This is a genomic window from Mesorhizobium silamurunense, from assembly GCF_014843905.1.
GTDB lineage: Bacteria > Pseudomonadota > Alphaproteobacteria > Rhizobiales > Rhizobiaceae > Mesorhizobium > Mesorhizobium silamurunense.
Genome location: NZ_LPVS01000010.1, coordinates 121,100 through 135,828, shown reverse-complemented (window position 1 = coordinate 135,828; position 14,729 = coordinate 121,100). Strand labels below are relative to the sequence as shown.

The 14,729-nt window shown below is 64.4% G+C and carries 9 protein-coding genes; all 9 read right to left on the bottom strand.

Annotated features, from left to right (window positions below; all coding sequences use genetic code 11):
• Positions 1-4: 4 nt before the first annotated feature.
• The gene (locus tag AU465_RS01530; RefSeq protein WP_192243333.1) at positions 5-454 is read right to left on the bottom strand and encodes an RrF2 family transcriptional regulator; all 450 of its coding nucleotides are present in this window, start codon (positions 452-454) and stop codon (positions 5-7) included.
• Positions 455-700: 246 nt separating this feature from the next.
• Entirely contained in the window at positions 701-1,687 is a 987-nt protein-coding gene (locus AU465_RS01525; RefSeq protein ID WP_192243331.1) for a sulfate ABC transporter substrate-binding protein, read from the bottom strand.
• 203 nt (positions 1,688-1,890) lie between these two features.
• Entirely contained in the window at positions 1,891-2,934 is a 1,044-nt protein-coding gene (locus AU465_RS01520) for a sulfate/molybdate ABC transporter ATP-binding protein (protein ID WP_192243329.1), read from the bottom strand.
• A gap of 13 nt (positions 2,935-2,947) precedes the next feature.
• On the bottom strand, positions 2,948-3,832 hold the full coding sequence (gene cysW, locus AU465_RS01515) for a sulfate ABC transporter permease subunit CysW (protein ID WP_192243327.1): 885 nt from the start codon (positions 3,830-3,832) through the stop codon (positions 2,948-2,950).
• Positions 3,825-4,676, bottom strand: a complete 852-nt coding sequence (gene cysT, locus AU465_RS01510) for a sulfate ABC transporter permease subunit CysT (RefSeq protein WP_192243325.1) — start codon at positions 4,674-4,676, stop codon at positions 3,825-3,827. The genes cysW and cysT overlap by 8 nt, the downstream gene beginning before the upstream one ends.
• Before the next feature lie 109 nt (positions 4,677-4,785).
• A complete protein-coding gene (locus tag AU465_RS01505) occupies positions 4,786-5,814 on the bottom strand; it encodes a sulfate ABC transporter substrate-binding protein (protein ID WP_192243323.1) in 1,029 nt (342 codons plus the stop codon).
• Positions 5,815-6,048: 234 nt separating this feature from the next.
• A complete protein-coding gene (locus AU465_RS01500; RefSeq protein ID WP_192243321.1) occupies positions 6,049-6,780 on the bottom strand; it encodes a M15 family metallopeptidase in 732 nt (243 codons plus the stop codon).
• A complete protein-coding gene (gene pbpC / locus AU465_RS01495) occupies positions 6,773-8,863 on the bottom strand; it encodes a penicillin-binding protein 1C (RefSeq protein ID WP_192243559.1) in 2,091 nt (696 codons plus the stop codon). The genes AU465_RS01500 and pbpC overlap by 8 nt, the downstream gene beginning before the upstream one ends.
• Before the next feature lie 206 nt (positions 8,864-9,069).
• Positions 9,070-14,565: an alpha-2-macroglobulin family protein gene (locus AU465_RS01490; protein WP_192243319.1), complete on the bottom strand. Its 5,496-nt coding sequence runs from the start codon at positions 14,563-14,565 to the stop codon at positions 9,070-9,072.
• Positions 14,566-14,729: the final 164 nt, after the last annotated feature.

The following is a 14,729-nucleotide window of genomic DNA, read 5'->3' as shown; positions in this document are numbered from 1 at the left end:
TGCATTAAATCTGCGAGGTCAGCTCGGCCGGGAAATCGTCGTTGTCGGCGTCGCGCATCGCGGCGAGGCTGCGATTGTCGAGCACCTCAGCGATCGCTTGCCGCACTTCCAGCATCATGTGGCGGACCTGGCAGGTCGCCTCGTCACAATCCTCGCAGCGCTGATATTGCGTGCGGCTGGCGCAAGGGATCGGCGCCAACGGTCCGTCGAGCACGCGCACGACATGACCGATCTTGATCTCGGAAGCGGGCCTGGCAAGGCGATAGCCGCCTTCCTTGCCCTTGCGGCTCTGCACGAAACCGGCATTGCGCAATTCGCCGAGGATCGCATCCAGGAACTTCTTCGGGATGTTGTTGGCGACCGCTATGTCGTTGACGAATGCAAGCCGGCCAGCCGGCAGGCTGGCAAGATGCACGAGGGCCTTGAGGCCGTATTTGCCTTTTTTGGTCAGCATGCCCGATTCAGTTCATCAAACCCCAATTGCCCTGCATCTGGCGGTTGTTTGTGTGCAAATCATGACAGTTTGACCGCGCAGCGCGAATTGGCACAACAATTCGTCAACACAGGTTTAGGCGCAAACGCGTTGATTCTTCGTAACGTTTTTCACATTGGGCGCTGTGATTTCCCCGACAAAACGATGCCGGCTCCAGACATGAAGAAAGCCGGCAAAGCCGGCCTCCAGTTTCTTTCCTGTCGAGGGTTATCGGCTGCCGTAGGCCTGGTCGAGCAAGCCGCCTGCCGCGAAATGCTCTTTCTGCACCTTGTCCCAGCCGCCGAAGACCTTGTCCACCGTCAACAGGCGGACGTCGGGGAAGTCGGCCTTATACTTGGCGGCGACCGACGTGTCGCGCACCCGCAGGCCATTGCGGGCGGCGATATCCTGGCCCTCGGGCGAATAGAGAAAGTCGAGATAGGTCTTGGCAAGATCGCGGCTGCCGTGCTCGTCGGCAACCTTGTCGACGATCGCCACCGGGAATTCGGCCAGCAGGCTGACCGAGGGCGTGACCTGCTCGAACTTGTCGTCGCCATATTCCTTGCGGATGCCGCGCGTTTCCGATTCGAAAGTGATCAGCACGTCGCCGATCTCGTGTTGCACGAAGGTGGTGGTGGCGGCGCGGCCGCCGGTGTCGAAGATCGGCACGTTATTGAACAGTTTGGTGATGAACTCCTTCACCCTGGCTTCGTCGCCCTTGAAGGCTTCCTTCGCATAGGCGGTCGCCGCCAGGTAGGTGTAGCGCGCGTTGCCCGATGTCCTAGGGTTGGGGAAGATCACCTGCACGTCATCGCGTACGAGATCGTTCCAGTCCTTGATGTGCTTGGGATTGCCGGCGCGCACCAGGAAGGACGGCAGCGAATAGAAGGGCGAGGCGTTGTCAGGGAAATCCTTCTGCCAGTCGGCGGAGACCAGGCCCTTCTTGACCAGGAAATCGACGTCGGTGACCTGGTTGAAAGTGACGACATCGGCACCCAGGCCATCGGCGACGGCGCGCGCCTGCGCCGAGGCGCCGGCGTGGGACTGATCGAGCGTCACGTCGGGATGCTTGGCGATGAAGGCCTTGTTGATGTCGGCGAACAATTCGCGGCCAACGTCGTAGGAGGCGTTCAAGAGCCTGTCGGCCGACCAGGCTTGGGGGGAGGCAAGGACGAGGCCGGCGAAAGTGGCGATGCCAAGCAGTAAACGCTTCATGGAAACAGTCTCCTTCGGAATAGTCAGAAACTATGATGCGACCATAAAAAGGAAAGCCTGGTCCGACGAGGCACGCGCTCCGAGTGGATCGCAGAGCGCCAGGAAAAAGCGCCGCCCAGACAGCTGTTTGGCAGGATTTTCTTCCAGGCATTCATCGCGGCGCCGGGCGAGCGCCACAGGAAATCGGCAAGCAGAAAGATGCGTCAGGAAGCCGGGAAAAGTTTCCAGCGCCGCGGCCTGAAGGCCACCCGGCTTTTCTGCGCGGCAGGATGGTCGACCGGCAGCTCGATCTCGACGCGCTGGCGCTCGCCGCCGACCTCGAGCTCGACCCGCCTGGTGCCGGCGACGCGGCGGCTGGCGGCGACCGTGCCGGCGATGCAGCCGCTGCAGCCGTCGAGCAGCTCGACATCGTGCGGACGGAAGTAGAGCAACGCTTCGCCCGAAGGCGCTCCTTGCGGCGCCGATAGCCCGATCGGCCGGTCGGCGATCCACAGCTCACCGCCCTCGACCTTGACCGGCAGCGAGCTCGATTCGCCGACGAAGCTATAGACGAAGGGCGAGTTTGGGATGTCGTAGATCTCGTCGGCTGAGCCGACCTGCTCGATGCGGCCCTGGCTCATGACGACGACACGGTCGGCGAGCTCGAGCGCCTCCTCCTGGTCATGGGTGACGAAGACGGTGGTGTGGCCGGTGGCGTCGTGGATCTCGCGCAGCCAGCGGCGCAACTCGCGGCGTACCTGCGCGTCGAGCGCGCCGAACGGCTCGTCGAGCAGGAGCACCTTAGGCTCGATCGCCATGGCGCGGGCGAGCGCCACGCGCTGACGCTGGCCGCCTGAAAGTTGCGCCGGATAGCGTTTTTCCAGGCCCGACAACTGGACGAGGTCGAGAAGTTCGGAAGCGCGGCGGCGGATCTCCTGCGCCGACGGGCGGGATGCTCCGTGCCGGACCTTGAGGCCGAAGCCGATATTGTCGGCGACCGTCATATGCCGAAACAGCGCATAATGCTGGAAGACAAAGCCGACATTGCGCTCCTGGATCGACTTCTGCGAAGCGTCCTCATCACCGAAGAAGATTGCGCCCTTGGTCGGCCGTTCCAGCCCGGCGATTAGCCGGAGCAAGGTCGTCTTACCGGAGCCGGACGGCCCGAGCAACGCGATCAGTTCGCCGGACTTGATGTCGAGCGATACGTCGTGGAGGGCCGGAAACCGCTCAAACTCCTTGCGCACATTGGCAATGCGAACTTCCATAAACCCGCCCTTTTCAATGTCCGCGTGTCGCGGCGATCTCGGCGCCGTAGCGCATCTCGAGCAGTGTTTTCAAGACCAGCGTGACCAGCGCCAGGCCGGCAAGCAGCGAAGCCACGGCGAAGGCGCCGACGGCATTGTACTCATTATAGAGGATTTCGACATGCAGCGGCATGGTGTTGGTGAGGCCGCGTATGTGGCCCGACACGACCGACACCGCGCCGAACTCGCCCATGGCGCGCGCGTTGCACAAGAGCACACCGTAGAGCAGTCCCCATTTGACGTTAGGCAGCGTCACATACCAGAAGGCCTGCCAGCCATTGGCGCCGAGCGAAAGGGCCGCCTCCTCATCGCCACTGCCCTGTTCCTGCATCAGCGGGATCAGCTCGCGGGCGACGAAGGGGAAGGTGACGAAGATGGTGGCGAGCACAATGCCCGGCACGGCGAACAGAATGACGATGCCATGGGCCTTCAGCCATTCGCCGAGCAGGCCTTGCGCGCCGAAGAGGAGCACATAGACCAGGCCGGAAATGACAGGCGACACCGAGAAAGGCAGGTCGATGAGGGTGGTTAGAAACGCCTTACCCTTGAACTCGAACTTGGCGATCGCCCAGGCAGCCGAAATGCCGAAGACTGCGTTGAGCGGGACCGAGATCGCCGCTACCAACAGCGTCAGGCGGATCGCCGACCGCGTGTCGGGGCTGGCCAGCGCCTCGGTGTAAGCGCTCGTGCCCTTGGCGAACGATTCGTTAAAGACGACGATCAGCGGCAAGAGCAGGAAGATGGCGAGGAAGGCGAAAGCTACGGCCATCGCCGCCACTCGCACCGGCCGGCTTTCGGTTACCGCCTCCGACTGGCTTTCGCGATATGGTTCATAGGATTTGATTTCGGGGTCAGCCATAGCGTTTGCGGCTCCACGACTGCACCAGATTGATCACAAGCAGCATCAGGAAGGATAGCGCCAGCATAATCGCGGCTATCGCCGTGGCCGCTGCATAGTTGTATTCCTCGAGCCGGATCACGATCAGAAGCGGCGCGATTTCGGATTTGAACGGCAGGTTGCCAGCGATGAAGATAACGGAGCCGTATTCGCCGACGCCGCGCGCGAAGGCGAGCGAAAAGCCCGTGACGATCGCCGGCGCCAGCCCTGGAAACAGGACGCGGGTGATGATCTGGAAGCGACTGGCACCAAGCGAGGCCGCTGCTTCTTCCACCTCCTTGTCGATCTCCTCCATGATCGGCTGGACGGTGCGCACGACGAAGGGCAGGCCGATGAACACCAAGGCGACGACGATGCCGAGCGGCGTGTAGGCGACCTTGATGCCGAGCGGCATCAGAAGCTGTCCGATCCAGCCATTCGGCGCATAGAGCGTGGTGAGCGCGATACCGGCAACTGCGGTGGGCAAGGCGAAGGGCAGGTCGACCATGGCATCGGCGATGCGGCGGCCGGGGAAACGATAGCGCACCAGCACCCAGGCGACGATGGTGCCGAAGACGACGTTGACGGCAGCGGCCAGGAAGGCGGTGCCGAAGCTGATCTTCAGCGCGTTGAGGGTGCGCCGGTCGACGGCGATCGCCCAGAAATCGGTCCAGCCGAGCGCGGCCGAACGCCAGACCAGCCCCGAAAGCGGGATGAGGATGATGAGCGTGAGGTAGGCAAGCGAGAAGCCGAGCGTCAATCCGAAGCCCGGAATGACACTCGGCTGTCTGAACCGCCACCCCGCCTTGGCGGGTGCTGTGTTCATGCTGTTCTGGATCGTCCCTTCTTACTCAGTCCAGATTGCCCTTAGCCTCGGCTCGGGCATTCGTACAATAGACCCAATCAGGTTTCATCCGGCCTATGGCCACCATGCTTCATTGGGCGGGCTTGTAAATCTGGTCGAATATACCACCGTCGCCGAAATGATAAGGCTGCGCCTTCCTCCAACCGCCGAATTGCGGATCGTCGATGGTGACAAGCTTGATGGCCGGTAGCTTGGCGAGGTCCTCGGCAGGCACCAGGTCGGGCTTGGCCGGACGATAGTGGTTCTTGGCGATGATGGTCTGGGCTTCCTTGGAATAGAGCCAGCCCAGATAGGCCTCGGCGACCTTGCGCGTGCCCTTGGCGTCGACATTGGCGTCGACGATCGCGACCGGCGGCTCGGCCAGGATCGAGGTCGGCGGGTAGACGATGTCGAAATTGTCGGCGCCGAATTCGTCGAGCGCGAGATAGGCTTCGTTCTCCCAGGCGATCAGCACGTCGCCCAGCCCCTTCTGCGCGAAGGTCACCGTCGAGCCGCGGGCGCCGGTATCGAGCACCGGGACATTCGCATAGAGCTTGCCGACGAATTCCTTGGTCTTGGCTTCGTCATTGCCGTCATTGGCGTTGGCATAGGCCCAGGCGGCGAGATAGTTCCAGCGCGCGCCGCCGGAGGTCTTCGGGTTCGGCGTGATCACCTGGACGCCGTCCTTGACCAGATCGTTCCAGTCGTGGATGCCCTTGGGATTGCCCTTGCGCACCAGGAAGATGATCGTCGAGGTGTAGGGTGCCGAGTTGTTCTCGAACTTCGTGCGCCAGTCCGGATTGATCTTCTTCGTCTTCGTGGCGATGGCGTTGATGTCGCCTTCGAGCGCGAGCGTGACGACATCGGCGTCGAGGCCGTCGATCACCGCCCGGGCCTGCGCGCCCGATCCGCCATGCGACTGCTGGATGGTGACGGTTTCGCCGGTCTCCGCCTTCCAGTGCGCGGCGAAGGCCTCGTCATAGGCCTTGTAGAGTTCACGTGTCGGGTCGTAAGACACATTCAGAATGGTCGTATCGGCAAACGCGAAACCGAGCGTACCGAACTGGACAGATGTGGCGACCAGCGCGCCGAGCAGTTTCCTGAAATGAGGGTTGGTCATTTCCGCCTCCGTTGATGACGGCCGAACTCTACCGATTTGATAGAATTTAGATGCATTCAATGTTGCCTTTTTTGCTGTCTTGAAGCAATTTTTCGCCGATGATCGCCGTACTCGGGAAACATTTTCCTCATATTAGCCAGCGCGGACTCTGCGCCTGTCGGACGCCATCTAGAGACAGCTGGCGTCGCGGCAAGGTTGGAGCGGGCGAGATTTGTGTCGGGGTCTATCCGCCTTCTATGGCGCGGTGATGGGAAAGTCGAAACGCTGCTTGGCGAACGGTTCGTTTTGCAGCGTGAAGTGCCACCATTCGCGGACATAATTGCGGAAGCCGGCGGCACGCATGGCGTCGACCAGCGTCTTGCGGCTGGTGGCAGCTTTGATTCTCAGCCCATGGTAGGCGGTCTCGCTCGCAGGATCGAAACAGTCGAATCCGGTGCCGAAGTCGAGCGTGCCGGTGTCGGGCGCGCCGCAGGCGGGATGAACCGCGCTTTTCTTGTCAAGCTCAGCGATGGCGAGATCAACGGTCGAGCCGCGCGAATGGCTGGACAACTCGCCGACGTAACCCTTGGCGATGAGGTCGCCGCGCTCGACCGTCGGGTACCATCGCGGGTCGGGTGGGCCGCTTTGCCTCGTCCATTCGCCCATATCGGCAACGGCGCGCGCCGGGCGGTAGCAGTCGAAGACGACCAATGTCATGCGCCTGGCGGCCATTGCTTTCTGGACACTGGAAAGCGCCTTTGCCGCCTGTTCGGTCAGGATGCAGACCGGCGCGTCATAGCCATTGGCCTTGCGGTGCAGGAAGTTTTCGGATCCGGCGTAGCGGATGTCCTGGCGGATGCTGGGATCGATATCGGCCAGCCGGACGAAGCCGGCGGGGAGGGGATCGGCATGGGCGGGGAAGGCCGCGGCGGCCGAAAGCAAAGCGCAAAACGCAATGCGCTGAATCGCTTGCCGTATCTTATTCAACGAAAACCTTCACGCTTGCCGCGCGTCCGGCGGCGTCGATCACGGTCAGCGTCGAATAGCCGGTGCCGTCGGGCTGCCAGGTCGCGGTGCGGCGGCGGTCTATGCCGGCGAGCGGCTTGCCGTTGGCGAGCCAGCGAAACGGCGCGCGGCCGCCTTGCAGCTTCAGCACCAGCGGCGTGGCGTCGGCCGAATTTGTGCCGAGATCGACGCGGGCGCCGTCCGGCGGGAAGACGATGGTCGGCGCCGGCTCGGTCGGCCTTGCCTGCACCAGCCCGTCCGAACCGGCGCCGAAGCGGGCGAGCGTCACCGGCAATTCCTCGCGTTTGGGGTTGAAGACGCCCGGCGGCCGGCCGGACAGCGGCACGCTGGCCAGGCCCGAGCGGACGAAGCCTTCGAACAGGATCGGTGCGGCCGAGACGTAGCCGGAGAGGCCGGGGATGGGGCTGGCGTCGGCACGGCCGACCCAGACGCCAAGCACGTAGCGGCCGTCGAAACCGACCGACCAGGCATCGCGATAGCCGTAGGAGGTGCCGGTTTTATAAGCGATGCCGCGCTGGGCAGCGCCTTCCGGCGGCTTCACGCCGGACAGGATGTCGTCGATCTGCCAGGCGGCCTGGTCGTCGAGGATGGTGGCGGTGGTGCGCTCGGCATTGGCCGGCTCGGTGCCGTCATGCAGCGTGTGCATCTTGCCGCCATTGGCGAGGCCCGTATAGAGCTGCACGAGATCGCGCAGCGTCACGCCGGCGCCGCCGAGGCCGATCGCCAGGCCGGGCGCCTCGTTGAGCGGCAGGACCAGGTTGACGCCTGCCTGGCGGAAGCGCGCCGTGAGCCGCGCCGGTCCGACGGCGTCCAGCACCCGGATCGCCGGCACGTTGAGCGACAGCTGCAGCGCCTGCCTGATGCTGACGTCGCCCTGGTAGCCCATGTCGAAATTCTTCGGCCGGTAGCCGCCGAAATCGGCGGGGCGGTCCTCGATGATCGTCTCCTGCGCGATCAGGCCTTGCTCGAAGGCCAGCCCATAGATGAACGGCTTCAGCGTCGAACCGGGCGAGCGCACGACCTTGGTCATGTCGATCCAGCCCGAGCGGCTGGCGTCGAAGAAATCAGCCGATCCGACCTCGCCAAAAATGTCGCCGGTGCGGGCATCGGCCATCACCATGGCAATGGAGAGTTTCGGGCCGAGCTTCCTGGCGGCCTCCCTTGCCACCTGCTCCAGCCCCTGCTGGACGCTTTTGCGGATGGTCAGCTGCAGCGGCTTGCCAGGCTCGGCCTTGGGCAGCATGGCGTAGGACGCATGCGCCGCCAGCGCCGGCAGCTTGCGGCGCAGGCCGGAGACGTCGTCGAGGGCGGCGCGCGTGGCCTCTTTTTCGCCGAGCAAGCCGGCGGAGACCATGCGGTTGAGCACGCGGTCGCGCGCGGCATGCGCGATGTCGACGTTGCGGTCGGGCCGGCGTTTCTCGGGCAATTGCGGCAGTGCGACCAGCAGGGCCGCCTCCGACACGGTCAGCCGCTTCGGCTCCTTGCCGAAATAGGCGAGCGAGGCGGCGCGCACGCCTTCCAGATTGCCGCCATAGGGCGCCAGCGTCAGGTAGCGTTCGAGGATTTCGCGCTTGGACAACCGCCGCTCGATCTGGATGGCGCGCAGGATCTGCTTGAACTTGGAACCCAGGCTGCGGCTGTCGCGCGGCTCGATCAGCCGGGCAAGCTGCATCGAGAGCGTCGAGCCGCCGGAGACGATGTGGCCGCTGGTGGCGAATTGACCGGCGGCGCGGCACAGCGCCAGCAGGTCGACGCCACGGTGGTCCCAGAAGCGCTTGTCTTCATAGGCGACGAGCATGTCGACGAATTGTTTGTCGACCTGGTCGAGCCGGGTCCCGAGCCGCCAGTAGCCGTCCGGTGTCGCAAAGGCGCGCAAGAGCTGGCCGTCGCGGTCCTGCACCTCGGTCGAGACCGTCAGCTTTGCCGGCAAAGGCGGCGGGAAGGAGCGGTCGAGTTCCCAAAGCGCGGCGATGGATGCGGCCGCAAAACAGGCAAGCGAAATGCCTGCGAGGGCGGTTCGCCTGAGGAATTTTCCGGAGAGCATGGCGCTGCCCCACACCCTTACCCTCTCCCCGTGAAGAACGGGGAGAGGGGGGCGTCAGCGTCGGAGCTTCTTCCTTCTCCCCGTTCCTCACGGGGAGAAGGTGCCGGTCCACCCTCCGCAGCTGCAGCGCAGCTGCTGCGGAGGACGGGCAGGCGGACGAGGGGCAGCGCAATCGCCATTTTTGTGATCGCCAGCGTCAGAGCAACTTACTCCGCCTTGACCTCCATCATGCCGGAGGCGGTGCGGGCCGAATATTGCGGCCGGTACATGTCCTCCACCGTCGCCGCCGGATGGGCATAGGTGCCCGGCGTCACGGCGCGCACGACATAGGCCAGCGTGATGTTGCGGTCGCCGTCGCCTTCGTTCGGATTGAAGGCGGCGACGAAGCGGTCATCGCGGAACTCCAGATGCGCGGCATCGGTCTGCGCCAGCCAGGAAAAGTTCGACAATTGCGCGCTGGAGACCAGGCTCGGATTGTCGATCTCGAAGCCAGCCGGCAACAGGTCGGTGACCAAGAGGCGCGATGGCCAGTTGTTCTGCTCATAGACCTTGAGCACGACCACGTAGCGTTCGTTCTGCCTGGCCTCGGTGATATTGGCCTCGGTGCCGTCGAGCCTGTAGTAGGTGCGATCGATGGTGAAGCCGTCGCCGCCGGCCGGCAGCGGCTCGACTGGCGCGGCCACCGCGGTGACCACCGCCTGCAGCGGCGTCGTGCCGGTGTTGGCTATGGTGAGCGGGCTGCCCTCGAGGTCGCTTCCGGAGACACGGTCGGAATAGCCACCGGAATGCGGCGCGCCGTTGACGGAAAGCGTGATGGAATCGTTGCCTTCCTTCAGCGCCCGCGCCGCCAGCAGCATCCAGGATTCGTCCTGCGTGCTCGTCCAGCGGGCGTCGGCGCGTTCCCTGGCGACCAACCTGATCAGCTGCGGCACGATGCCCGGCACCGGCTTCGATTCCGCAGCCAGCGCCAGCATCGCAGCGCCATCGCGGAGCGGCGAGCCGTAGTCGGAGCGGTAGTAGTCATATTCGGTGCTCGCCTGGGCCAGCCGCAGCGCCGTCTGGAAGGTGGCTTCCGAACGCTGCGTGTCGCCATAGAGCGCCAGGCTCGCCGCCAGTTGCGCGACGGCCATCGGGCTGGAGAAGGCTTCGAGCTGCGTGTCGGCATAATAGCGCAGATCGCCGATCGAGGCCTTCTTGTTGCGAGCGAGTACATAGAGCGCGTAGGCGATCTCGCTGCCGCGGTCCTGGACGTCCTGGTCGTAGCCCAGCGAGTTCTGCAGGTTGTTCAGCGCCTGGTTCATCGCCTGCGCCGGCACGTCGTATTTCTGCTCGCGCGCCCGGGTCAGGAACTCCGTCACATAGGCGTCGAGCCAGAGATCGCCGGAGCCCGGACCCCAAAGGCCGAAGCTGCCGCTGGAAGCCTGGTAGCTCAGCACCTTGTAGACGGCGTCCTGGATGCGCCCGTGCAGGTCAGGATCGCTCTCCATGCCGATGCTGGTGGCCATGTCGTTGACATAGAGCAGCGGCATCGCGCGGCTGGTCGTCTGCTCGGCGCAGCCATAGGGATAGCGGTCGAGCGTCATCAAGAGCGAAGGCACGTCGAAGGCCGCCGTCTGCGAGACGCCGACGCTGACCGAGACACCGTCGAGCACGCTTGCGGCGAGCAGCTCCTTGTCGACGCGAAGCGCGCCGCCATTGGGTTTCAGGTCGACCACCATGCGGTTGGTGATCGGAAGCTGCGCCGGGCGCACCGGCAGATAGAGCGTCTGCTCGACCTCGGTGCCGCTGTCATGCGCAAGCTTGACGGTGATCGAAGCATCGCCCGCCGTCGCTGCGATTAGCGGGAAGGAGAGCGTCTGCCGCTTGCCTTGGCTAAGCGTCAGCTTCTCGGGCAGGGGCTTGTCGCCGGTCGAGAGATCCCCGGTCGCGGTGACCGACAGTTTGTAATCGCCGGCGGGACCGTCGGTGTCGGCGATGTCGAGGCGCATCGTAGCGGCATCGCCCGGCGCCAGGAAGCGCGGCAAGCCGGCGGTGATCACCACCGGATCGCGCACGATGACGTCGGTTTGAGCATGGCCGACCGCTTCCTTGGTCCAGGCGACGGCCATGACGCGCACGGTGCCGTTGAACTGCGGGATGTCGAAGTCGATCCGCGCCTTGCCATTGGCATCGAGCTCAACCGGGCCGGAGAAGAAGGCGACCAGCTTCTCGGTCGGCGGGCTGCCCTGCGACTGCATGCTGGCGCCGTCGCCGCCGGTCCGCAATTTGCCGGTGGTGCCGAGCGAGCCGTCGATCAGGCGGCCATATAGGTCGCGGATATCGAGGCCCAGCATGCGCTGCCCGAAGAACCAGTTCTCCGGGTCGGGCGCCTTGTAGTTGGTGAGGTTGAGGATGCCGACGTCGACGGCCGCGACCATCACATAAGCATTGCTGCCGGGTTGCGCACCGTTGACGGCAACCGGTATCGACAGCTGCTGGCGCGGCGCGGTCTTTTCAGGCGGCGTCAGCGCGACGGCGAGCTGCTTTGAGCCCGGATCGACGGTCAGCCATTTGACGCCGATGGCGCGGGCCGGCATGCGCGATACCTGCGCATCGCCCGGCCTGAACAAAGTTGCCGTGATATAGGCACCGGCGCCCCAGTCATCGCCGACCGGGATATCGACCGTGCTGCCGCCGGCCGGCACCGAGGCGGTGACGGTCTTCAAGAGTTTATCCGCACCGATGGTGACCAGCAGTTCGCCGGCAAAATGCGGCGAGACCTTCAACTTGGCGACTTCGCCCGCGGCATAAGTGTCCTTGTCGAGCGCGATCTCCAGGCCGTCAGGTGTCTCGGTGGTGGTCGAGGCGACATACCAGCCGGCGTCGAACTCGTAGCTGGTCGCCGGACCATCGGGGTCTGCCGTCTCGACCTCGAGACGGTAGCGGCCCCAGTCGACGGGCAGCGACACGGTCGCCTCGCCGTCGGCGTTGAGGTCGATCTGCCCGTTGGCGACGGCCTTGGTGAGGTTGACCGCTTCATAGTTCCAGGAATTGTTCGAGCGGTACCATTGGTAGTTGCGCTCGACCTTGACCAGCGACCACTGGGCGCCTTTCAGCTCCCCGCGCTTGCCATTCGGATCGACGGCGATGATGCTGAACTTCGCCGTCCCGCCTTGCGGAACCTCGCCGCCTTCGAAATCCGAGCGGATGCCGATCATTTCCTTTTCCGGATGCGCGGCGATATCGAGCGAGCGCTCCACGGCGCGGCCGCCGGCTTCGCGCATGCGAACGGTGATCTTGGCGTTGATCAGCTTGGTGGTCGAAGGCAACTGGTCGATAGAGACCGGGAAGGTCGCCTTGCCGTCATCGCCGACGACGGGAAGGTTGGCTAAAGGCGTCACGGAAGGCTCGGCCGACTGCTCGTCGGCAAGACCGAAGGTGAAGTCCTCGAACCGGTCCCAGCTGCTCGTGGTCGACAGCGTCATCTCGCCTTCAAGCGCGAGGCCGGCGGCCGGCGCGCCGTAAAGGAAGCGGCCGTCGACGCTGACATTGGCGGTCTCGCCCTGGGCGATCTCCTTCTTGTCGGCCGTCAGGTCGAACTCGATGCGATCCGGCACGAAGTCTTCGACCAGGAACATCTGGCTCGCCACCGACGCCTGCTTGGGGTCGGTATAGATCGACACCGTCCAGGTGCCGCGCATGGCGTTGGCCTCGAGCGGCAGGTCGACGGCATGGCCGCCAGCGGAGGCGCCGTCAGTGACGATGCGGCGGTTCTCGACGCCGTCGGGACGGGTGAAGATGAAGGTCAGAGGCAGATTGTCGACCGCCTTGGCCGCGCCGTCGCGTGCAAGGGCCGCGACATGGACATCCTCGCCGGCGCGGTAGATGCCGCGCTCGGTCCAGGCATAGACGTCGAGCGCGCCGGGCGCGGCACGCCCGGCAACGCCGCGGTCCGACAGATCGAAGCCGGCGCGGCCCATGTCGAGGAAGACGAAGTCGTTGTCGCCCTGCTTGGCCATCAGCACGGCCGGCACCATGCCGCCTTCGCCGCGGGTGAGGCCGGGGTTGAACACGGCGTGGCCTTTGGCGTCGGATGTCGCCGTGCCGAGGATATCATTGTTCTTGGCAAGCAGCGTCAGTTCAGCGCCGGCGATCGGCTTGGCGGAGCCGAGCGAGCGGGCAAAGACATTGAGCCCGTCCTGACCAGTATAGGTGGACAAGCCGATATCGGAAACGACGAACCACTGCGTGGCGCGCGAACCATAGTCGTCGCCCTTGTCGTCGACCGGCTGCGCGGTCAGCACATAGACGCCGGGTTTGCGCTGCGGGATCGCCTGGTCGACCGGGAACGAGGTGGTGACCTCCTTGTTGAGGTCGTTGGCGATGTCCAGCGTGCCTTCCCAGACAGGCTCGCCCATCTGGTCGGAAATGGTGGAAATATCATAGCCGTCGAGCTGATGCAGGAACTGGTAGCCGGACAGAAGCTGCGCCAGCGAACGGTCGCCGATGCGGTAGAGCTTCATCTTGGCGGCGGTCATGTTGACCGTGACGACCGGGATGCCGCGGCGGACGCCGGCCGGCAGCACGAAGCTGTCGCCGGTGAAGCGGGCGGACGGGGCGCGGTCCTGGACATAGATCGACAGCACGACCGGGGCGGCGATAGTCTCGCCGACCGCCGCCGGCAGGCCGGCGCGGAAGGTCACGTCATAGTGCTGGCCGTGTTCCAACCCCTCGACGCAGATCTGCTTGCCCTTGGCCTCGACGGCCTTGGGGGCGGCGTTGTCGACGGTGACGAACTGCGAATAATCGACGCCGGTCTTGACCAGTTCCTCGGAAAACTGGGCGCAGATGCGCGGCGAAGAGGAATCGGCCTCGACCGAGTGATCGATGACGCGGAAACCCTTGCGCGCCTTGAGATCGGCATATTCAGCCTGCACGGCCGGCGAGCTCACCAGCGCGAGGCTCGCCTCATAGGCCTGAATGGCCGGCCGGAAGAGGTCGCGCTTGTCGAGGCCGGCGCCAAGCAGCGCCAGCGCCTCGGCGCGGGTCTTTGCGGTACGCACCAGCTTGTAGGCGTTGAAAGCGGCCGAGGTGACGTTTGCCGGCAAGGTCGAGGGCTCGGAGGTGTTGGAAGCCGGCTGCACGCCGAGCGTCTCGCGCGCCAGCGCCAGCCAGAGCGCGCCGTCGTCCGGCAGGATGGAAAGGGCGGCCTGGTATTTCTGCATGGCGAGACGATGATCGCCAGTCAGCGCCGCCTGCTCGGCCGCGGCCTGAAGTGCTGCCAGCCCTTCGGTCGGCTTGTCATAGGCCGGATCGGTCAGCTTGTTGCGGAACTGCTGGGCCTGGTCGGCCATCCAGTTGGGGAAGAAGGCAAGCGCCGGCGGCGCGCCGATATCGGGGTCGCCATCGACGTTTGCGACTTTGCCGGCAATGGCGCCGCTGAAGGGTTTCAGCTGATTATAGTCGGATTTGAGAAAGCACCATTTGGCCTTGGTGTTGTAGGTGAAGGCGCGGCAGGCGGGGTCGCCGAGGCATGTCGTCGTGCATTGGTCGAGGCTGACATTCTGGTCGGACCTGAGGTCGAAACCGAAATAGTCGGAATTGTCCGTCGTCACGATTCGCCGGGCTTCGGCCGCAAGTGCCGCGCCGCTCGATGCGAGGAAAATAGGGGCGAAAAAGAGAAGCAGAAGGAAAGAGAGACCACGAGCCGCGCGCATTGCCACATCACCCTCCAGACACTGCCAGCGTCCGGGCATGATCAAGCGTCAAGCGGGCTTGTCAACGCCGGAACGCGGCAGGTTTTCAACCTGCCAACGGTTTCCATGCCGGCCAAAGGCCGGTATTTCGACAGAACCTCTATGAGATGGATCACACTTTCTTGCGAAGA